15 protein-coding genes and 2 riboswitches are annotated in these 20,876 nt (G+C 69.8%); of the genes, 7 read left to right on the top strand and 8 right to left on the bottom strand.

All coding sequences use genetic code 11. The features are described from left to right. Positions 1–139 precede the first annotated feature (139 nt). Positions 140–850, bottom strand: a complete 711-nt coding sequence (locus tag HQN59_RS18460; protein WP_176070599.1) for an RlmE family RNA methyltransferase — start codon at positions 848–850, stop codon at positions 140–142. A 20-nt stretch (positions 851–870) separates the two neighbouring features. On the opposite strand from HQN59_RS18460, the gene HQN59_RS18465 reads away from it, so the two are divergent. Next, positions 871–1,347, top strand: coding sequence for a YhbY family RNA-binding protein (locus HQN59_RS18465; protein WP_176070600.1), 477 nt, complete (start codon positions 871–873; stop codon positions 1,345–1,347). A gap of 54 nt (positions 1,348–1,401) precedes the next feature. Here HQN59_RS18465 and greA read toward each other — a convergent pair whose 3' ends face one another. From greA to carA, 4 genes are all read right to left on the bottom strand, one after another. Beyond that, positions 1,402–1,878, bottom strand: coding sequence for a transcription elongation factor GreA (greA, locus tag HQN59_RS18470; protein ID WP_176070601.1), 477 nt, complete (start codon positions 1,876–1,878; stop codon positions 1,402–1,404). Positions 1,879–1,955: 77 nt separating this feature from the next. Beyond that, entirely contained in the window at positions 1,956–5,222 is a 3,267-nt protein-coding gene (carB, locus tag HQN59_RS18475; protein WP_176070602.1) for a carbamoyl-phosphate synthase large subunit, read from the bottom strand. A gap of 5 nt (positions 5,223–5,227) precedes the next feature. Next, positions 5,228–6,346, bottom strand: a complete 1,119-nt coding sequence (locus HQN59_RS18480; RefSeq protein ID WP_176070603.1) for a hypothetical protein — start codon at positions 6,344–6,346, stop codon at positions 5,228–5,230. 6 nt (positions 6,347–6,352) lie between these two features. Beyond that, a complete protein-coding gene (carA, locus tag HQN59_RS18485) occupies positions 6,353–7,501 on the bottom strand; it encodes a glutamine-hydrolyzing carbamoyl-phosphate synthase small subunit (protein ID WP_176070725.1) in 1,149 nt (382 codons plus the stop codon). A gap of 242 nt (positions 7,502–7,743) precedes the next feature. Between carA and HQN59_RS18490 the strand changes: the two genes are divergently transcribed. The 3 genes from HQN59_RS18490 to HQN59_RS18500 all read left to right on the top strand — a co-directional run bounded on the left by HQN59_RS18490 (position 7,744) and on the right by HQN59_RS18500 (position 10,972). Beyond that, positions 7,744–8,442, top strand: coding sequence for a Bax inhibitor-1/YccA family protein (locus HQN59_RS18490; protein ID WP_176070604.1), 699 nt, complete (start codon positions 7,744–7,746; stop codon positions 8,440–8,442). Positions 8,443–8,729: 287 nt separating this feature from the next. After that, positions 8,730–10,139 (top strand): MBL fold metallo-hydrolase, encoded by a 1,410-nt coding sequence (locus HQN59_RS18495; protein ID WP_176070605.1) that lies wholly within the window; start codon positions 8,730–8,732, stop codon positions 10,137–10,139. Positions 10,140–10,357: 218 nt separating this feature from the next. Continuing rightward, positions 10,358–10,972, top strand: coding sequence for a PEP-CTERM sorting domain-containing protein (locus HQN59_RS18500; protein ID WP_176070606.1), 615 nt, complete (start codon positions 10,358–10,360; stop codon positions 10,970–10,972). A 117-nt stretch (positions 10,973–11,089) separates the two neighbouring features. Here the strand turns inward: HQN59_RS18500 and HQN59_RS18505 are convergent, their stop codons facing one another. Beyond that, the gene (locus HQN59_RS18505; RefSeq protein ID WP_176070607.1) at positions 11,090–12,550 is read right to left on the bottom strand and encodes a 1-acyl-sn-glycerol-3-phosphate acyltransferase; all 1,461 of its coding nucleotides are present in this window, start codon (positions 12,548–12,550) and stop codon (positions 11,090–11,092) included. 106 nt (positions 12,551–12,656) lie between these two features. After that, positions 12,657–14,045, bottom strand: coding sequence for a 23S rRNA (uracil(1939)-C(5))-methyltransferase RlmD (gene rlmD / locus HQN59_RS18510; protein ID WP_176070608.1), 1,389 nt, complete (start codon positions 14,043–14,045; stop codon positions 12,657–12,659). A gap of 93 nt (positions 14,046–14,138) precedes the next feature. Continuing rightward, positions 14,139–14,239, top strand: a riboswitch (glycine riboswitch). 8 nt (positions 14,240–14,247) lie between these two features. Then, positions 14,248–14,353: riboswitch (glycine riboswitch) on the top strand. Positions 14,354–14,405: 52 nt separating this feature from the next. Here rlmD and gcvT point away from each other — a divergent pair. The 3 genes from gcvT to gcvP all read left to right on the top strand — a co-directional run bounded on the left by gcvT (position 14,406) and on the right by gcvP (position 18,980). After that, positions 14,406–15,536, top strand: coding sequence for a glycine cleavage system aminomethyltransferase GcvT (gene gcvT / locus HQN59_RS18515; RefSeq protein ID WP_176070609.1), 1,131 nt, complete (start codon positions 14,406–14,408; stop codon positions 15,534–15,536). 49 nt (positions 15,537–15,585) lie between these two features. Then, positions 15,586–15,960, top strand: coding sequence for a glycine cleavage system protein GcvH (gene gcvH, locus HQN59_RS18520; RefSeq protein ID WP_176070610.1), 375 nt, complete (start codon positions 15,586–15,588; stop codon positions 15,958–15,960). Positions 15,961–16,043: 83 nt separating this feature from the next. Continuing rightward, on the top strand, positions 16,044–18,980 hold the full coding sequence (gene gcvP, locus HQN59_RS18525) for an aminomethyl-transferring glycine dehydrogenase (protein WP_176070611.1): 2,937 nt from the start codon (positions 16,044–16,046) through the stop codon (positions 18,978–18,980). 42 nt (positions 18,981–19,022) lie between these two features. Here gcvP and HQN59_RS18530 read toward each other — a convergent pair whose 3' ends face one another. Next, positions 19,023–20,852: a glycoside hydrolase family 15 protein gene (locus tag HQN59_RS18530; RefSeq protein ID WP_342451244.1), complete on the bottom strand. Its 1,830-nt coding sequence runs from the start codon at positions 20,850–20,852 to the stop codon at positions 19,023–19,025. Positions 20,853–20,876 lie beyond the last annotated feature (24 nt).

The following is a 20,876-nucleotide window of genomic DNA, read 5'->3' on the forward strand; positions in this document are numbered from 1 at the left end:
TCCATCGCCGCACGGAGCGCGCAGCATTCGCCGAAATGACGAGCCCACTCGCCACTCCCGGCATGTAAGGGCGATTTTAGGTGAGGCAACCCACCGCCTTCGCTCGAATTACCCCTCCGACCGACCGTATATCGCACCTTCAGACGGCCGCTGCTGCAGCAAGTGTCGCGCCCGACGGCGGACCCTTGAGGCCGATGCCGACCAGGAAGGTCTCGGCCGAGCGGTCGCGCGAAGCCTTCGGCTTGATCGGCTTGACGACCCGGAAGGTGTCCTTGAACAGCTTCACGAGCTGGCTGTAGCCGCTGCCGTGGAACACCTTGCAGACCAGCGCGCCATCGGCGATGAGGTGGCGGCGCGCGAACTCGACCGCGAGCTCCACGAGATGCGCGATCCGCGCCGCATCCGAGCTCTCGATGCCGGACAGGTTGGGCGCCATGTCCGACACCACGACGTCGACCGGCCGCCCGCCGAGCACCGCCTCGAGGCGCGCCAGCGTCTCGTCCTCGCGGAAATCGCCCTGGATGAAGGTCACGCCGTCGACCGGCTCGAAGTCGAGGATGTCGAGCGCGACGATGGTGCCGTCGAGCGCGCCGGTCGCCGCCCCGCCGACCCCCGCTTCCTTCGGCGCGAAGCGGCGCCGCACGTACTGGCTCCACGCTCCGGGCGTCGCCCCCAGGTCGACCACGGTCTGCCCCGGCCGCAGCAGGTGCAGTTCCTCGTCGATCTCCTTCAGCTTGTAGGCAGCGCGCGCCCGGTAGCCTTCGCGCTGCGCCAGCTTCACGTACGGGTCGTTCATGTGGTCGTGCAACCACGCCTTGTTGACCTTCTTGCTCTTGGTGCGGGTCTTCATCGGGGGCGGATAATAGGCCGATGCCCGCCATCAACCTGACTCCTGCCCAGCGCAAGGACAAGCGCGCCGAAGCGCATCACCTTTCGCCGGTAGTCGCCATCGGCAACGACGGGCTCTCCGAAGGTGTCGAGCGCGAGGTCGACGCCGCGCTCAAGGCGCATGGCCTCATCAAGGTGCGCGTGATGTCCGACGACCGCGCCGAGCGCGACGAGATCCTCGCGACGCTTGCCGATCGCCTCGGCGCCGCGCCGATCCAGCACATCGGCAAGCTCCTGGTGCTGTGGCGGCCGATTGCGCCCAAGGAGAAGATCGAGCGCCAGGACCGCATGCCCGGGCCGCGCACGGTCAAGATCCTCAAGTTCTCCAAGAGCGGCAACCATCGCGCACAGGTCAAGAAGGTGACCGTGCTCGGCAACATGCGGATCGCCGCCGGCGGCGAGCTCAAGCGCGCCTCCAAGCGTCTGCGCAGCACGAAAAAGCCGGCGCAGAACTCCTAGGGCGTTCGGATCGCCGGCCCGGCAGCCCGCGAAAGCCTCTCGCCGGCCCTCGCTTCAGGTGTAGCGAACCGCGATCACCTCGTAGCTCTTGATGCCGCCGGGTGCCTGCACCTCGGCGATATCGCCCGCCGCCTTGCCGATCAGCGCGCGCGCGATCGGCGAGCTGATCGAGATGAGGCCCTGCTTGAGGTCGGCCTCGTCGTCACCGACGATTTGGTACGTGACCTTGGCGCCGCTGTCCTCGTCCTCGAGGTCGACGGTCGAGCCGAACACCACGCGCCCTTCGGCGTCGATGGTCGACGGGTCGATGATCTGCGCGGCCGCGAGCTTGCTTTCGATCTCGAGGATGCGGCCCTCGACGAACCCCTGCTTGTCCTTGGCTGCCTCGTACTCGGCGTTCTCGGACAGATCGCCCTGCGCGCGCGCTTCCGCGATCGCCTGGATTACGGCATGGCGCTCGACGTTCTTGAGGCGGGCGAGCTCTTCCTTGAGCTTCTCGGCACCGCGCACGGTGAGGGGAATCGTGGCCATGAAAAGGGACCTTGCAGAAAAAATGAAGCCGCCGGCGGATGAACCGGCGGCGGCGACTCGGCTGTCAGGCGGGCAGTTTAGTGCAACTCGGCGTGCAGATCCTGCAAAGACATGACCGTGAGGTCGTCCTGGTGCTTCATGCCTTCGACCGCCGCCTCGCAGCCGGCCATGCTCGTGTAGTACGTGATCCGGTTGGCGAGCGCAGCCTGCCGGATGTGGCGGGAATCGGCAATCGCGGTGCGCGTCTCGTCGACGGTGGTGAAGACGAGCTGGATCTCGCCCGCCTTCAGCATGTCGACGATGTGCGGCCGGCCGTCCTTGACCTTGTTCACGGGCTTGACCGGAATGCCGGCGTCGGCGATCGCCGCGGCGGTGCCGCGCGTCGCGACGAGCTGGAAGCCGAGCGCGTGCAGGTCGCGCGCGACCTCGACGGCGCGCGGCTTGTCGGCGTTCTTGACCGTGATGCAGACCGTGCCCTTGCTCGGCAGACGTGAGCCGGCGCCGAGCTGGCTCTTGAGCATCGCCTCGCCGAAGCTGCGGCCACTGCCCATGACCTCGCCGGTCGAGCGCATCTCGGGGCCGAGGATGGGGTCGACGCCCGGGAACTTGTTGAACGGGAACACCGCTTCCTTGACCGAGAAGTACGGCGGCACCACCTCGCGCGGCTTCTCGCCGCCGACGCTCTGCTGTGCGAGCTTCTGGCCGACCATGCAGCGCGCCGCGATCTTCGCCAGCGGCTGCGCCGTCGCCTTCGAGACGAACGGCACCGTGCGCGATGCGCGCGGGTTGACCTCGAGCACGTAGACCACGGCGCCCTCGCCTTCGCCCTGGATCGCGAACTGCACGTTCATGAGGCCCACGACCTTGAGCGCCTTGGCCATCAGCACGGTCTGGCGACGCAGTTCGTCCTGCAGCTTGGCACCCAGCGAATAGGGCGGCAGCGAACACGCCGAGTCGCCCGAGTGGATGCCCGCCTGCTCGACGTGCTCCATGATCCCGCCGATCATCACCTCGCTGCCGTCGCTCACGCAGTCGACGTCGACCTCGATCGCATCGTCAAGGAAGCGGTCGAGCAGCACCGGCGACTTCTCGCTGACGCGGACGGCGTCGCGCATGTAGCGCTCGAGGTCCTTGTCGCCGTGCACGATCTCCATCGCGCGGCCGCCGAGCACGTAGCTGGGTCGCACCACCAGCGGGTAGCCGATCTCGTGGGCGAGCTCGAGCGCCTGGTCCTCGGTGCGCGCGGTGCGGTTCGGCGGCTGCCTGAGGCCGAGCTCGTTGAGCAGCTTCTGGAAGCGCTCGCGGTCCTCGGCGATGTCGATCGAATCGGGCGTGGTGCCGATGATCGGCACGCCCGCCCGCTCGAGGTCGAGCGCGAGCTTGAGCGGCGTCTGGCCGCCGTACTGCACGATCACGCCCTCGGGCTTCTCGACCGCGACGATCTCGAGCACGTCCTCGAGCGTCACCGGCTCGAAGTAGAGGCGGTCCGAGGTGTCGTAGTCGGTCGACACCGTCTCGGGGTTGCAGTTGACCATGATGGTCTCGTAGCCGTCCTCGCGCATCGCGAGGGCGGCATGCACGCAGCAGTAGTCGAACTCGATGCCCTGGCCGATGCGGTTCGGGCCGCCGCCGAGCACCATGATCTTCCTGCGGTCGGTCGGCGCAGCCTCGGTCTCGTCGTCGTAGGACGAGTACATGTAGGCGGTCGGCGTCGAGAACTCGGCCGCGCAGGTGTCGACGCGCTTGTAGACCGGGCGGATGCCGAGCTCGTGCCGGCGCGCGCGCACCGCGTGCTGGTTCGTCTTCAGCAGCGTCGCGAGGCGCCTGTCCGAAAAGCCGCGCTGCTTGAGGAAGCGCAGCTCGGCCGGTTGCAGCGACTCGAGGCTGCGCCCGCCGAGCTCGCGCTCGAGGCGCACGATGTCCTCGATCTGCGCGAGGAACCACGGGTCGATCGCGGTCTCGTCGAACACCTCGTCCAGGCTCATGCCGACGCGGAACGCGTCGCCGACGAAGAGGATGCGCTCGGGGCCGGGCTCGCCGACCTCCTGGATGATCTCCTCGCGATCGCTGCTGCGCTCGGTGAGGCCGTCGATGCCGGTTTCGAGGCCGCGCAGCGCCTTCTGGAAGCTCTCCTGGAAGGTGCGGCCGATCGCCATCACCTCGCCGACCGACTTCATCTGCGTGGTCAGGCGCGAGTCGGCGGCCGGGAACTTCTCGAACGCGAAGCGCGGGATCTTGGTGACGACGTAATCGATCGACGGCTCGAAGCTCGCCGGCGTCGCGCCGCCGGTGATGTCGTTCTTCAGCTCGTCGAGCGTGAAGCCGACCGCAAGCTTGGCGGCGATCTTGGCGATCGGGAAGCCGGTCGCCTTCGACGCCAGCGCCGACGAACGCGAGACGCGCGGGTTCATCTCGATGACGACCATGCGGCCGTCCTTCGGGTTGATCGCGAACTGCACGTTCGAGCCGCCGGTCTCGACGCCGATCTCGCGCAGGATCGCGATCGACGCGTTGCGCATCAGCTGGTATTCCTTGTCCGAGAGCGTCTGCGCCGGCGCCACCGTGATCGAGTCACCGGTGTGGATGCCCATCGGATCGAGGTTCTCGATCGAGCAGATGATGATGCAGTTGTCCGCGCGGTCGCGGACCACCTCCATCTCGAACTCCTTCCAGCCGATCAGGCTCTCCTCGATCAGGAGCTCGTTGGTCGGCGAGAGATCGAGGCCGCGCTTGCAGATCTCCTCGAACTCGTCCGGGTTGTAGGCGATCCCGCCGCCGGTGCCGCCGAGCGTGAAGCTGGGCCGGATCACCATCGGAAAACCGGTGCCGCCGGTTTCCTCGCAAATGCGACGCTGCACCGCGAGCGCGTCTTCCATCGAATGGGCGATGCCCGAGCGCGCCGAACCGAGGCCGATGCCGGTCATCGCGTCCTTGAACTTGAGGCGATCCTCGGCCTTCTCGATCGCGTGTTCGTTGGCGCCGATCATCTCGACGCCGTACTTCTCGAGCACGCCGTTGCGGTGCAGGTCGAGCGCGCAGTTGAGCGCGGTCTGGCCGCCCATGGTCGGCAGCACCGCGAAGCCGCCGCGGACGAGCGGGCGTTCCTTGGCGATGATCTTCTCGACGACTTGCCAGGTGATCGGCTCGACGTAGGTCGCGTCGGCCATCTCCGGGTCGGTCATGATCGTCGCCGGGTTGCTGTTGACGAGCACCACGCGGTAGCCCTCCTCGCGCAGCGCCTTGCAGGCCTGCGCACCGGAGTAGTCGAACTCGCTCGCCTGACCGATGACGATCGGGCCGGCGCCGATGATGAGGATGGCTTCGAGGTCGGTTCGTTTCGGCATGGCGATCAGGGAACGGGAGTCGGGACGAGGTTCTGTCGGGCGAGCTCGCGCAGCAGAGGCGCGTCGGCGTGGGCACTCAGCACCGGCCAGACGCCGGCGACGACGCCGCGTGCCTCGCCGAGCCGGCCGGCGCGATTCAGCGCGAGCGCATGGTCGCATGCGCAGAATGCAAGGGAGGTCCAGGCGGCAGGATGCGTGCTGAGGACGGCGAAGGCGTTCGTCGCCTGCGCGAGCACGTCGACCGCGCCGGGTGCGCCGCGCCGCGCCCTGATCAGCCCGTCCGTCCACGCCACGAACCCCCGCGCATACGGCGGCAGCAGCGAGGCGTCGACGCTTGCCGCCAGTCGCGCGGCCTCGTCGACGTCGCCGAAGCGGGCGTTGGCGAGCGCGTGGTCAACGACGCGGCCGGGCTCCGCGCCGGATGCGGCGCTGGCGCGGGAGGTTGCGTCGACGAAGCCGGCACGGTCTCCGCCTGCCAGGTGAACGGTCCCGACGAGCGCATCGAAGAGGCCCGGCGAGTCGGCGAGCCGATCACGCCAGGGCTCCAGGGCGGCGAGCGCCTCCTGCAGCTTGCCGTCCGGAGCATCGAGACGGGCGAGGCGGACGTCGAGCTCGAACTGCAGCTGCAGGTTGTCGTCGGCGCCGCGGCGGATCCGCGCCGCCTGGCGGCGCACCGTTTCGGCGTCCCCGAGCGCGAACGCCCGCAGCATCGCCTGATAGCGCCGCGCCCGCGCCGCGCCGACGTGAACCGCGGCGAACGGCAGCACCAGCGCGCCGATGCTGAGCGCGAGCAGCGTCCAGCTGCCCAGCCACCACGCGGCCAGCGCCGTCGCAATGCAGGCAGCGATCAGCCAGCGGAGCCGGCGCGCGACCTCGCCCAGCACCGTGGCCGTTCCGGGCTTTTCCATCAGCCTGATCTTGAAGCGCGCGAGCGCTTCCGCTTCGCGTGCGCTGGCGCTGGCGGGCGCCTCCTCGATGTCGGCCAACAGCTCGTTATGGAAGACGACGTTGCCGAGGCCCTTGCCTTGAAGCTCGCTGCGTGCCTCGGCGCTCGAGCGTGCACGGACGATGCCGCTGCGCTCGCTCCCGTCCGCGGCGCTGGCCCTGTAGAGCAGCTTGCCCATCGCGCGTCAGCGCGCCATCAGGCCGACGAAGCGGTCGAACAGGTAGCCGATGTCGTGGGGGCCCGGCGACGCTTCCGGGTGGCCCTGGAAGCAGAACGCCGGCTTGTCGACGTGCGCGATGCCCTGCAGCGTGCCGTCGAACAGCGAGACGTGGGTGGTGCGGAAGGTCGGCGGCAGCGTCGCCGGATCGACCGCGAAGCCGTGGTTCTGGCTCGTGATGCTGACGCGCCCGGTGTCGAGATCCTTCACCGGGTGGTTGGCGCCGTGGTGGCCGAACTTCATCTTGTAGGTCTGCGCGCCGGCGGCGAGCGCCATGATCTGGTGACCCAGGCAGATGCCGAAAGTCGGGACGCCCCGGTCGATGAACTCGCGCGTCGCCTCGATGGCGTAGTCGCACGGCTCGGGGTCGCCCGGGCCGTTGCTCAGGAAGATGCCGTCCGGCTTGAGTGCGAGCGCATCGGCCGCCGAGGTCTGTGCCGGCACCACGCTGATGCGGCAGCCGCGGCTCGCCAGCATGCGCAGGATGTTGAACTTGACGCCGAAGTCGTACGCGACGACGTGAGGGCCGTCGCGCCCGGCCTTGCCGTAGCCGCTGCCGAGCACCCACTCGGTTTCGGTCCAGTCGTACGGCTCTTTCACGCTGACGCGCTGCACGAGGTCGAGCCCGGCCATGCTGGGCGCGCTGCGCGCGGCGTCGACGGCCGCGGCACGGTCCGCGTCGGTGACCTGATAGCCGGCTTCGAACGCGACGATGCAGCCGTTCTGGGCGCCCTTTTCTCGCAGCAGACGGGTCAGGCGCCGGGTATCGACGCCGGCGATCGCGACCGTGCCTTCGCGGCGCAGGTACTCGTCGAGCTCCATCGACTGACGGAAGTTCGACGCGCGCAGCGGCAGGTCGCGGATGATCAGGCCGGCGGCGTAGACCTTGGCCGCATCGACGTCTTCGGCGTTGACACCGTAGTTGCCGATGTGCGGGTACGTCAGGGTGACGATCTGACCCGCGTAGCTGGGGTCGGTGAGGATTTCCTGATAGCCGGTGAGCGCGGTGTTGAACACCACCTCTCCGACCGTGCGGCCGGCCGCTCCCGCGGACGTTCCGCTGAAGATCGACCCGTCGGCGAGTGCCAGGATGGCCTGAGCTTCTTGGGGCAGCAGCGACACCGTCTTCTCCGAATGCGTGGCGGTCCGCAATCCCGAGGCGGCGAATGAGGAACCGGATGGGCCCGCGGCGAACCGTGCAGAACGCCCGCGAAGCAGGCGTCGATGGTTGCGGGCAAACCCTTGAATTGTACCCGCAAGGGCAGCGCCGTCCGGCGTGCCGAGTCGATCGGCCAGGGTGCGGAACTAGAATGCCCGGGCCCGATCTCAGGCAAGGCGTTCTTCAACTCGGAGGTGTCATGAGTCAAGACCTGCAAGCGGTCACCCGGGGTTACGCCACGCCGGTTGCGTCGGCCGAGCAGCGCAACCGTGTGCTGCGCAACACCTACTGGCTGCTCGCGCTGTCGATGGTGCCGACCGTGATCGGCGCCTGGATCGGCGTGAGCACCGGCTTCATGCGCAACTGGGGTGCCGGCCTGAGCGCCATCGTCTTCCTGGGCGGCGCGTTCGCGCTGATGCTGGCCATCGAGAAGTACAAGGAGTCGGCCGCCGGCGTCGGCCTCCTGCTCGGCTTCACGTTCTTCATGGGCCTCATGCTCTCGCGGCTGCTCGGCGTGGTGCTCGGCTTCAGCAACGGCGCCTCGCTGATCATGCTGGCCTTCGGCGGCACCGGCGCGATCTTCCTCGGCATGGCGACGCTCTCGTCGATCATCAAGCGCGACCTCTCGACCATGGGCAAGTTCCTGTTCATCGGGATGATCATGGTCATCGTCGCGGCGCTCGCGAACCTGTTCATCCAGTCCGGCGCGCTGATGATCACGATCTCGGTGCTCGCGGTCGGCATCTTCTCGGCGTTCATCCTGTACGACCTCAAGCGCGTGCAGGACGGCGAGGAGACGAACTACATCACCGCGACGCTCGGCGTCTACGTGAGCCTCTACAACGTGTTCACGTCGCTGCTGTCGCTGCTCGGCATCGCCGGCGGCAGTCGCGACTGACGCGGATCCGCGCTTGCAGAACGGGGCCTTCGGGCCCCGTTTTTTTTTCTCTCCCGCTCGGCCGCTCGAGCGGACGCCAGGAGCCAGCGTGAACCTCGGCTCGGGCGTCATCGCCCCGATCGCTGCCCGACAGCGCCGCCTCTCGCAGGGATCCGAACGCTCATGCGGCTGTCGCAGCGCAGCAAATGCCCTGCGGGTAATGCACTAGCGAACGCAGTTGCATGCACGTGAACGCGTGCTTACGATGCTCCGGCAACATTCCTAATACAACCCACCGGAGGAGACACATGAGGTTGAAGGAAGTCATTCAGGCACTCGTGCCTTTCGCACTGCTTGCCGGCGCGACGTCGGCATGGAGCGCCGCCGACCCGACGCTGCTCAAGGCACGCCAGAAGTTCTTCGGCATCGACAACGTCGACGTCAATACCGGCGCGGTCAAGAAGGACAAGGTGATCGCCTCCTGGGCCACCAACACCACCTACGTGGTGTCGGTGATGGGCCGCGTGATCCTGCTCGACAGCTACATCACCAAGCCCGAGCTGCCGACGACGCCGATCGACCGGCGCTACTCGCCGCTGCTGCCGCAGGACCTGATCGACGTGCGTCCCGAGGCGATCTTCCTCGGCCACGGCCACGGCGACCACGCCGACAACGCCGCGTACATCGCCAAGTGGACCAACGCCACGATCTACGCCACGCCCGAAACCTGTGACGTGATGCAGCAGGACGTCGCGCGCATGTGGGCGGACCCGAACCCGCAGAATGGCGGCGCCAAGGTGGTCCCGAACCCGAATCCGGTGAACTGCGTCGGCGCGGTGCCGCGCGGCTCGCGCCCGGGCCAGTACAACCAGGGTCCGAACGCGGGCCTTTCCAAGAGCAGCGTCAGCAAGCTGTCGACTCCGCTCGATGCGCAGGTCTGCGTGCTCGCGTTCAAGTTCATCCACTCCGGCGGATCGCCGGTCGACCCGTCGTTCCCGCACACGACGCTGAACGACCTCGGGGACCCGCGCTACCCCGGGCGCACGATCACGACGCCGCCGCCGCCGGTCACGTATCCGGCGATGTTCCCCAACCTGACGCCGTACACACCGCCGGCGACCGGCGCGGTGGCGGGGCAGCTCGACACCCGCACCACCGGCTTCGGCGGGCCGGCCGGCGCCTATGAAGTCGTCTACCAGTTCATCCTGCGCAACGGCTACAACTTCAACTTCTTCTATCTGAACTCGGCCGGGCCGGCCAAGGAAGGCATCGGCAGCGACATCGACCTCGTCACCCTCGCGCAGTACAACGACCCGACCTTCCCGCAGGAGCGCAAGGACCTGGCGCGCGCGATCGGCAACAGCCTCTACGACCTCATGGACACCCTGCCGCGCACCGACGTGCTGCTCGGCTCGATCGTGAGCCTCGGCGCCGCCGCCAACCAGCAGCGCGACATCATCCTGGCAACCCAGCGCCTGCGCCCCAAGGTGTACATCCCCGGCCACCACACCGACGTGGCGCAGAAGGGCTCCGGCATCTACCACATGATCAGCTGGAAGGAGACGGCGGTGAACATGGGCTGGCCGCAGAGCGAGTGGCCCGAGTTCCGTCTGCTGATGGACCCGAACGACTTCCTGGTTCCGCAGGTCTGGTCGCCGGGCGATGCGCGCTGGTTCGACGCCACCAAGGCAGGACGCGTCGCGCAGCTGTGCGGCTGAGCAGCCGGCGGCCCGTGCGGCGGTGTGCCGTGCGGGCGCAGGGCGGCCGCGAAGGGTCGGTCCGCTGCGCCGGGCCGGCCGCCGCGACGTCGCCGCGCCGTACCTGACGCGGGAACGCGCCGCGAGCGCTCGGATGCAGTGAGCGCCCGAGCCCTCGCATGCCGTCGGCCCGCCGCGGCATCGCTCTGAACCACGCGAACAACAGAGGGAGAACCAGCATGCAACGCAAGACCTTCATGGCTCCGGCGATCGTGGTCGCCATCACAGCCGCGACCGCCGTCGCGTCGGCACACGCCGGCCCGGTGGCGAACGAGTTCGGGCCGAACCTCGTCGTCAACGGCGGTTTCGAAGCGACACCCGGCATCGCCAGCTCCGGCTGGACGGTGAGCGGCTTTCTCGGCGAAGGCATCGATCACTTCATCGACGGCGATTCGGCCCACGCGCACAACGGCACCCGCTCGTTCGCAGGCGGCGCGGTCGGCACGTTCGGCTCGATCTCGCAGACGCTCGCGACCACGCCGGGGATGAACTACAACATCCATCTCTGGCTCGCGAACATCTCGGGCTTCGCCGACGGCACCGGGATCGAGGTGCGCTGGAACGGCAACGTCGTCTACTCCGCGACCGACATCCTCGGCTTCGGCTATCGCGAGATCGTGGTCGACCCGCTCGCCACCTCGACCTCCACGATCCTCTCGATCGCGCTGCAGGACGACAGCTTCTTCCTGAACGTCGACGACATCTCGGTGCGCCTCGTGCCGGAACCTGCTGGCCTTGCGCTCGCGGGAATGGCGCTCGCTGGCCTCCTGCTCGTGCGCCGCAAGGCGGGCTGAGAAACGCGACGCCGGGTCGCGCGGCGCTGCGCGCCGCGTGAAGAAGCGGCCGCCGATCAGGACCTCGGGCTCGCCACCGAAGACCGCCCCGCGCGGTCGTCGTCGCCTGCGCACCGCTCAGGCTGCGAGTTCCGCCGCGAGCGTCGTCGGCAGCGCCTCCGCGCGCGCAGCGCCGGTGAACTGCGCGATCGAGTTGGCGTAGTACGCGAGCGTCGCGAGCTCGCCGGGCACGGCGCGGAACAGGCCCTCCGACTCGCTCACCAGATGCCGCAGCGTGAGCATGCGGATGCCGACCGTGATGGCGTAGTCGCGATCCTGGCGCGGCACGTAGACGTGGCCTCCAGCCGCTTCGATGTCCTCGATCAGCGCGTTCACGGCCGCCTTCAGCTCGAGCTCCGAGAGCCCACCTGACGGGTCGCGCAGCAGCACGCTCGCGACCAGCGGAACCGGCAGCACCGGCACGACCTCGCCAATGCGGTCCATCAGCGCGCGTCCGACCGCCGCGACCGCGGGCCGCCGCGCGGCGTCGTCGAGCGCGCGGAAGTCGACGCGCTGACGTGCGACCCAGGCTCGCATCGAGAGCGGCGCGCCGAAGTTGACGCACGCGTAGCCGTGCCGGAAGCGCCGGCCGAGCGCGCCCTGCAGCAGCACGTGCCCGAGGTGCCGCACGGCGATGCCGGTGCTCGCCGCGAGCGAGCGCGGCGCGGCGTGCGGGTCGAGCTTGCGCAGCAGCGTGCGGTCCTCGATCACGCGGTCGTAGTTGATGCCGACCGGAACGAACACGACGTCGCGCTCGCCGCGCGGGTCGAAGCCCTTGAGCATGTAGTCCAAGAGGCCCAGCTTGGGCTCGCGCAAGCGCCCGTCATGGGTCAGACCGCCTTCGGGGTACATCGCCTGCGGAACGCCGCCCTCGGTGGCCATCTGCACGTAGCGCTGCAGCACCATGCGGTAGAGCGGATCGCCCGAGTTGCGCCGCACGAAGTAGGCGCCCATCGCGCGGATCAGCCCCTGCAGCGGCCAGATGCGCGCCCACTCGCCGACCGCGTAGCTGAGCGCGACGCGCTCGGCCGCGAGGAACGACACCAGCACGTAGTCCATGTTGCTGCGGTGGTTCATCACGAACACCACCGTCGAGCGCGGATGGATCGCCGCCAGCGCCGCGGCGTCGGTGTAGCCCAGGCGGACGCGGTAGATCGCCTTGGCGATCGTCTTCGCGACCCAGTAGCCGAAGCGGAAGTACACGTAGGCGTTGAACGCCGGCACGATCTCGCGGGCGTAGCGGTCGACCCGCTGCAGCACCACGTCGCGCGGCGCTCCCTCGCCGCGCGCGACCGCGTCGGCCGCGGCGAGCACGCGCGGGTCGCTGACGAGGCGGTCGATCAGCGCCTGGCGGCGCGTCAGCTTGAACGGGGGCACCTCGATGCGCAGTCGCACGCTGATCTCGTCGAGCACGCCGCGCACCTTGCGCCGGAAGTACCAGCGCACGCTCGGCAGCAGCACCCACTCGAGCACGGCGACGAGCGCGAGCGTCGAGAGCAGCGCGACCAGCCAGAGCGGCAGCGCGACGAGTTGCGTCACAGCGGTCTCCTGCCGGCGGCGGCCGGCGGTCGAGTATCCCGACGCGCGGCGCAGGCATCGATCCGGACAAACCTGCGCTGAAGGCGCGCGGCCCGCCGTCGTGTCGTCAGGTCGTGCCGACCTCCGCGTCCACCGCCGGAGCAGTGCCGGCAGGCACGTCGACCCGGTCGAACACCGCCAGACTCTCGACGTGCGCCGTCTGCGGAAACATGTTCACCGCGCCGGCGGCGCTGCAGCGGTAGCCGGCCTGGTGCACCAGCAGGCCCGCGTCGCGCGCCAGGGTCGCCGGATTGCAGCTCACGTAGACGATGCGCCGCGGTGGCGTGAAGCCGGGCTGGGGCGCGGCGTGCAGATCGGCGAGCGCCTTGGCGATCGCGAACGCGCCTTCGCGCGGCGGGTCGATCAGCCACTTGTCGGCGCTGCCCCAGGCGGCGAGCGCGGCAGCGTCGACCTCGAACAGGTTGCACGCCTCGAAGCGCGTGCGCGCCGCCAGGCCGTTGCGCGCGGCGTTGGCGCGCGCGCGCTCGACGAGCGCCGGGCTGCCCTCGATGCCGAGCACCTCACGCGCCTGCGTCGCGATCGGCAGCGTGAAGTTGCCGAGGCCGCAGAACCAGTCGATCACGCGCTCGTCGCGCCGGGCGTCGAGCCAGCGCAGCGCGCGCCCGACCAGCACCTCGTTGACCGCGTGGTTGACCTGCGTGAAGTCGGTGGGCCGGAACGGCATCGTGATGCCGAATTCCGGCAGCGAATAGGCGAGCTCGGGGCCGCCGTCGTCGAGTCGGTGCACGGTATCGGGGCCCTTCGGCTGCAGCCACCACTGCACGCCGTGCTGCACGCCGAACGCCCGCAATCGCTCGCGGTCCGCGGCGCCGAGCGGCTCGAGGTGGCGCAGCACGAGCGCGATCACGGCGTCGCCGACCGCCACCTCGATCTGCGGCAGGCGGTCGCGCTGGTCCATCGACATGATCAGCTCGCGCAGCGGCACGAGCATCAGGCTCAGCTCGAGCGGCACGACCTCGCAGCTGTCCATGTCGGCGACGAAGCTCGACTTGCGCTCGTGAAAGCCGACCAGCACCGTGCCCTTCTTGGCGACGTGACGCACCGAGAGGCGGGCGCGATAGCGGTAGCGCCAGGCCGGCCCCTCGATGGGGCGGAGCACGCGCTCGGGGCGCACCTTGCCCAGGTGCCAGAGCGCGTCCTCGAGCGCACGCTGCTTGGTCGCGACCTGCGCGTTCACGTGCAGGTGCTGCATCTTGCAGCCGCCGCACACGCCGAAATGCGGGCAACGTGGCACCACGCGCTGCACGCTGTCGCGCCGGCGCTCGACGGCGCTGCCCTGCTCCCAGTTGTTCTTGCGCCGGTGCACGCGCACCTGGACGTCCTCGCCGGGCAGCGCGTCGTCGATGAAGACCACCTTGCCGGCGGCGTTGTGCGCGACGCCCTGCGCGTCGAGGTCGAGCGACTCGACGTGCAACCATTCACTGTTGTCGATCATCGGCGGGATTATCCCGGCCACCCTCGCGGGTCGCTCCCGAGCGGGCTTGCCGCAAGCCGCTCGGGCGGTGCCCGAGCGGGCCGCGCTGCTACACTGCGCGCGCCAGGAGAGAGCCTCGTCAGGGGCCGCCGAAGGCGCAGATCGGGCGGGTCGCCGCCGGTCGAACGCTCAGGCAAAAGGACTGGCAAGCGCTTCACGAGAAGCGTTCCTCGCTGGAGAGAGACCCGCCCCGAGCGGGTCCACCGAAGGGGCAAGCGGGCCGTTCTCGGCTCGCCAATCTCTCAGGTAGAGCGGACAGCAGGGGCAAACCGTCGATCGGCTTCCAGCCGGCCGGCACGTCCACGTTGCCCCGGAGCTGCGATGACCGCATCTGCCCCTGATTCCGCGCTTGCCAAGACGCCGCTGCACGCGCTGCACCTCGCGCTCGGCGCCCGCATGGTCCCGTTCGCCGGCTACGAGATGCCGGTGTCGTACCCGCGCGGCATCCTCGCCGAGCACCGGCAGGGCCGCGCCGCGGCGGTGCTGTTCGACGTGTCGCACATGGGCCAGATACGGCTGGTCGGCAAGACCGCCGACGCGGCGCTCGAGACGCTGGTGCCGATGGACGTGTGCGGGCTCGCCGTCGGCCGCCAACGCTATGCATTCTTCACGAGCGACGCCGGCGGCATCCTCGACGACCTGATGGTGACGCGGCGCGAGGGCGACCTGCTGCTCGTCGTCAACGCGTCGCGCAAGGAAGCCGACCTCGCGCACCTCGAGGCGCGCATCGGCAACCGCTGCACCATCGAGCCGCAGTTCGACCGCGCGCTGCTCGCGCTGCAGGGGCCGCTCGCGGTGAATGCGCTCGCACGCCTGGCGCCCGCCGTCGCCGACCTCACGTTCATGACCGGCATGCCGCTCACGCTCGGCAGCGCCGAGGGCTACGTCACGCGCTCCGGCTACACCGGCGAGGACGGCTTCGAGATCTCGATTCGAGCCGAACATGCCGAGGCACTCGCCCGCGCCCTGCTCGCCCAGCCGGAGGTCCAGCCCGCCGGCCTCGGTGCACGCGACACGCTGCGCCTCGAGGCGGGCCTTTGCCTTCATGGCCACGACATCGACGAGTCGACCACGCCGGTGGAGGCGGGCCTCACCTGGGCGATCCAGAAGGTGCGCCGCGCCGGCGGCACGCGCGCCGGCGGCTACCCGGGCGCCGCGACCATCGACGCACAGCTCGCGAACGGCGCGCCGCGCCAGCGCGTCGGCCTCGTCGGCAGCGAACGCGTGCCGGTGCGCGAAGGCGCAGCCCTGGTCGACGCCGATGGCGCGCCGGCCGGCCGCGTCACCAGCGGCACCCTTGCGCCGACCGTCGATCGCGTGATTGCGATGGCCTACGTCGACCCCGCGCACGCGAGCCTCGGCACCCTCCTCTACGCCGACGTGCGCGGCAAGCGCCTGCCGATGCAGGTGACTGCCATGCCCTTTGCACCGCACCGCTACGTGCGCAACTGATCCCGCTGCCGCATTTCCGGCGGCCGAACCGCTCAACCCAGGAGCCTCCATGACTGTCCTCTACACCCCCGAACACGAATGGATCGACATGACCGACCCGGCCCAGGCCACGGTCGGCATCACCAACCACGCGCAGGACGCGCTCGGCGACGTCGTGTTCGTCGACCTGCCGAGCGTCGGCACGACGTTCAAGCGCGGCGACGTCGCCGGCGTCGTCGAGTCGGTCAAGGCCGCCGCCGACCTCTACATGCCGGTGAGCGGCGAGGTCGTCGCCGTCAACGCCAAGCTGCAGGGCGACCCGTCGCTCGCCAACAGCGACCCGCAGGGCGAAGGCTGGTTCTTCCGCGTGCGCGCGAGCAACGACGCCGAGGTCGCCGACCTGCTCGATCAGGGGGCCTACGACGAGCTCGTGAAGAGCGCCTGACGCGTTCGCGTTTTCGCCCCGTGCGCCCGGCCGCTCGTTCGCGGCCGCGGCCGCGTTCCCGCCCGCTTCAACCGGTCCCTCGCATGCTGATGTCAGCCCTCCAGCCGCTCGCCGAACTCGAGAACCCGTCCGAGTTCGTCGCCCGCCACATTGGCATCGACGAAGCCGCCGAGCGCCACATGCTGTCGGTCATCGGCGCGACGTCGCGTCGCGCGCTGATCGATGCGGTGGTGCCGTCGAGCATCGCGCGCGCGGCGCCGATGCGGCTGGCGCCTGCCGTCGGCGAAGCGGCGGCCCTCGCCGAGCTGCGCACGATCGCGGCGCAGAACCGGGTCGTGCGCAGCCACATCGGCCAGGGCTATCACGGCACCATCACGCCGCCGGTGATCCTGCGCAACGTGCTCGAGAACCCCGCCTGGTACACGGCGTACACGCCGTACCAGGCCGAGATCTCGCAGGGTCGGCTGGAAGCGCTGCTCAACTTTCAGACCATGATCTGCGACCTCACCGGGCTCGACGTCGCCGGCGCGTCGATGCTCGACGAGGCGACCGCGGCTGCGGAGGCGATGACGCTCGCGCGGCGCAGCGTCAAGAGCGCGAGCCAGACCATCGTGGTCGCCGGCGACTGCCACCCGCAGACCCTCGAGGTGCTGCGCACGCGCGCCGCGCCGCTCGGCCTGACGGTCGCGATCGCCGACTCGGCCGAGTCATGGGCGAGCCTCATCGCCGGCGGCGACTACTTTGCGGCGCTCGCGCAATACCCGGCGACCAACGGCGCACTGCACGACCTGCGCGCCGACGCGCCGACCATCCACTCGCACGGCGCGGCGCTGATCGTCGCCGCCGACCTGCTCGCGCTGACGCTGATCACGCCGCCCGGCGAGTTCGGCGCCGACATCGCCTGCGGCACCACCCAGCGCTTCGGCATGCCGATGTGCAACGGCGGCCCGCACGCGGGTTACCTGGCGGTGCGCGACGCCTTCAAGCGCTCGCTGCCGGGGCGCCTGGTGGGCGTGAGCATCGACAACGCCGGCAAGATTGCGTATCGGCTTGCCCTGCAAACACGCGAGCAGCACATCCGGCGCGAAAAGGCGACCTCGAACATCTGCACCGCGCAGGTGCTGCCGGCGGTGGTCGCCAGCATGTACGCGGTCTACCACGGGCCTGCAGGGCTGACGCGGATCGCGCGGCGCGTGGCCGCGTACACCGCGATCCTGGCCGAAGGGCTCGGCCGGCTCGGCTGGCGCGCGCGCAACCCCGCCGCATTCGACACGCTCACGGTCGACAGCGGCGAGGCAACGGCGGCGATCGCTGCGCGCGCGCTCGACGCCGGCATCAACCTGCGCCGTTATCCCGAGTGGGGCGACACGATGCTGGGCATCGCGCTCGACGAGACGACCACGCGCGACGACGTCGTCGCGCTCTGGCGCGTGTTCGCGTCCGAGGGCCAGGCGCTGCCCGAGTTCGCCGAGTTCGAGCGCGGCGTCGCGTCGCTGATCCCGCCCGAACTGGCGCGCACGACGCCGTTCCTCGGCCATCCGGTGTTCAACCGGTACCACTCCGAAACCGAGATGCTGCGCTACCTGCGCGGCCTCGCCGACAAGGACCTTGCGCTCGACCGCACGATGATCCCGCTCGGCTCGTGCACGATGAAGCTGAACGCGACGAGCGAGATGATCCCAATCACGTGGCCCGAATTCGCGAACATCCATCCGTTCGCGCCGGCCGAGCAGCGCGCCGGCTATGCCGCGCTGGCGTCGCAGCTCGAGGCGTGGCTCAGCCAGGCGACCGGCTATGCGGGCGTGAGCCTGCAGCCGAACGCCGGCTCGCAGGGCGAGTACGCCGGGCTGCTCGCGATCAGGGCGTGGCACGCGGCGCGCGGCGAGGCGCACCGCAACGTCTGCCTGATCCCCGAGTCGGCGCACGGCACCAACCCGGCGAGCGCGCAGATGGTCGGCATGAAGGTCGTCGTGACGAAGTGCGACGCCGACGGCAACGTCGACCTCGCCGACCTGCGCCGGCAGTGCGAGGCGCACGCGTCCGACCTCGCGGCGGTGATGATCACCTACCCGTCGACCTACGGCGTGTTCGAGCGCCGCGTCAAGGAGCTGTGCGCGATCGTCCACGAGCACGGCGGCCGGGTCTACGTCGACGGCGCGAACATGAACGCGCTCGTCGGCATCGCCGCGCCGGGGGAGTTCGGCGGCGACGTCAGCCACCTCAACCTGCACAAGACGTTCTGCATCCCGCACGGCGGCGGCGGTCCGGGCGTCGGCCCGGTCTGCGTCGTCGACGACCTGGTGCCCTACCTGCCCGGGCATCGCGCGGGCGGCGTCGGCGGCGCCGAGCCGGCCGTGGGCGCGGTGTCGGCGGCACCGCTCGGCAATGCCGCCGTGCTGCCGATCAGCTGGATGTACATGCGGATGATGGGCAGCGAAGGCCTCGCCGCAGCGACCGAGACGGCGATCCTCTCGGCCAACTACATCGCGGCGCGCCTGGCCGACCATTACGAGCTGCACTTCAGCGGCAACGTGGAGGGCATCAAGGGCGGCGGGGTCGCCCACGAATGCATCCTCGACCTGCGTCCGCTGAAGGACGCGACCGGCGGCCAGCAGGGCATCACCGCCGAGGACGTGGCCAAGCGCCTGATCGACTACGGCTTCCATGCCCCGACGCTGAGCTTTCCGGTGCCCGGCACGCTGATGGTCGAGCCGACCGAAAGCGAGTCGCGCGCCGAGCTCGACCGCTTCTGCGACGCGATGATCGCCATCCGCGCGGAGATCGCCAAGGTCGAGTCAGGTCAATGGCCGCGCGACGACAACCCCCTCAAGAATGCGCCGCACACCGCCGAGGCGCTGCTCGCCGCCGACTGGCCGCACGTCTATTCGCGCGAAGAGGCCGCCTACCCGCTCGCCAGCCTGCGTGCGCAGAAGTACTGGTCGCCGGTCGGCCGCATCGACAACGCCTGGGGCGACCGCAACCTGTCGTGCGCGTGCCCTCCGGTGGCGAGCTACGAGTAGTGGTGCACGAGCGACGCTGTCTTCGCAGCGTCGCCCGCCGGATCACACCGCGTCGTCCCAGCGCGCCGACAGCCGCACCGCGCCGTTGACGATGCCGACCATCGAGTAGGTCTGCGGGAAGTTGCCCCACAGCTCGCCGGTGGTGGCGCTCATGTCCTCCGAGAGCAGGCCGACGTGGTTGCGGCGCGCGAGCAGCGCCTCGAACAGCTCGCGGGCGCGCGCGTGCTGGCCGATGCGGGCGAGCGCGTCGACGCGCCAGAACGAGCAGACGTTGAACGCCGTCTCGGGCCGGCCGAAGTCGTCTTCCGCTTCGTAGCGCCGCATGAACGGGCCGTCGCAAAGCGACTGCTCGAGCGCCTCGACGGTGCGCACGAAGCGGCTGTCGTGCGCCGGCAGGAACCCGACCTCCGCCATCAGCAGCACGCTGGCGTCGAGGTCGCTGCCGCCGAAGCTTTCGACGAACGACTGACGCTTCTCGCTCCAGGCCTGCTCGACGATCTTGGCCTTGATGACGTCGGCGCGCTCGCGCCAGAACGCCTCGCGGTCGGGTCGGCCGAGCACGGTCCCGATCTTGGCGAGCCGGTCGCAGGCGGCCCAGCACATCAGCGACGACGACGTGTGGACGCGCGCCCGCGTGCGCAGCTCCCACATGCCGGCATCGGGCTTGTCGTGCAGCAGCCAGGCCTGCTCGCCCACTTCCTCCAGCGCGGCGAAGTCGCCGGCGTCGGCACGCCGGAACAGGCGATGGTCGTGGAAGGCCTGTGCGGCGCCGAGGACGATGTTGCCGTAGACGTCGTGCTGGAAGTGCTCGTGGGCCTGGTTGCCGACGCGCACCGGCCCCATGCCGCGATAGCCCGCGAGGTGCGGGACGAACGATTCGGAGAGCTGGCGCTCGAGGCCGATGCCGTAGAGCGGCTGCACGTGGCCGTTGTCGGCGCCGCGCACGACGTCGTAGAGCCAGCGCAGGTAGTCCTCCATCGTGCCGACTTCAGACAGGCTGTTGAGCGCGCGCACCACGAAGAACGCGTCGCGCAGCCAGCAGAAGCGGTAGTCCCAGTTGCGCCCGCTGTTGGCCGCCTCGGGGATGCTGGTCGTCATCGCCGCGACGATCGCGCCGGTTTCCTCGAACTGGCAGAGCTTCAAGGTGATCGCCGCGCGGATCACCGCCTCCTGCCACTCGAGCGGCAGCGCGAGGCGGCGCGTCCACTGGCGCCAGTAGAGCGAGGTCTGCTCCTCGAACTCGCGCGCGGTCTCCTCGATGCCGCCGGAGAGCGTCTCGTCGGGGCCGAACAGCAGGCTCACCGGCTCGTGCAGCGAGAACCAGGTGCCGTCGGCAACGTAGGTCGGCGGCGCGTTGGTGGTGAGGCGCAGGGTGCCGCTCGGCAGCACGTAGCGCAGGTGATTGCTGCCGCGCGTGATGGTCGGCACCACGCTTCCCCATTCGCCACGCGGGTTGACGTGGATGCGGATGCGGCAATGCCCCGCCAGGGGGCGGATCCGCCGCACCAGCTGCGCCGGGCGGAAGATGCGGTCGCGGTTGAAGAAGCGCGGCGCGAGGTCGGTGATCTCGACGCCGTTGCCGGCAGCGTCGAGCAGGCGCGTCTTGAGGATCGCGGTGCCATGCTCGTAGTGCTGCTCCACGCGCTCGAGCCCTTCGAGCTCGACGAGCAGGCTGCCCTCCTTGGGCAGACCATTCGCGGAATCGAGCAGCGCGTGGAACACGGGGTCGCCGTCGAAGCGCGGCATGCAGCTCCAGACGATGGCGCCGGCCCGGTCGACGAGCGCGCTGATCGCGCAGTTGCCGATGAGCGCGAGGTCGAGCGAGGCAGCGCGGGGGCTCGTGGCGGAGGCTTCGGCGGGGTGCGTGCTCACGGACGCACCATCGAGTGGCAAGGG

This window comes from Rhizobacter koreensis (assembly GCF_013366375.1).
GTDB classification, from domain to species: Bacteria; Pseudomonadota; Gammaproteobacteria; order Burkholderiales; family Burkholderiaceae_C; genus Schlegelella_A; species Schlegelella_A koreensis.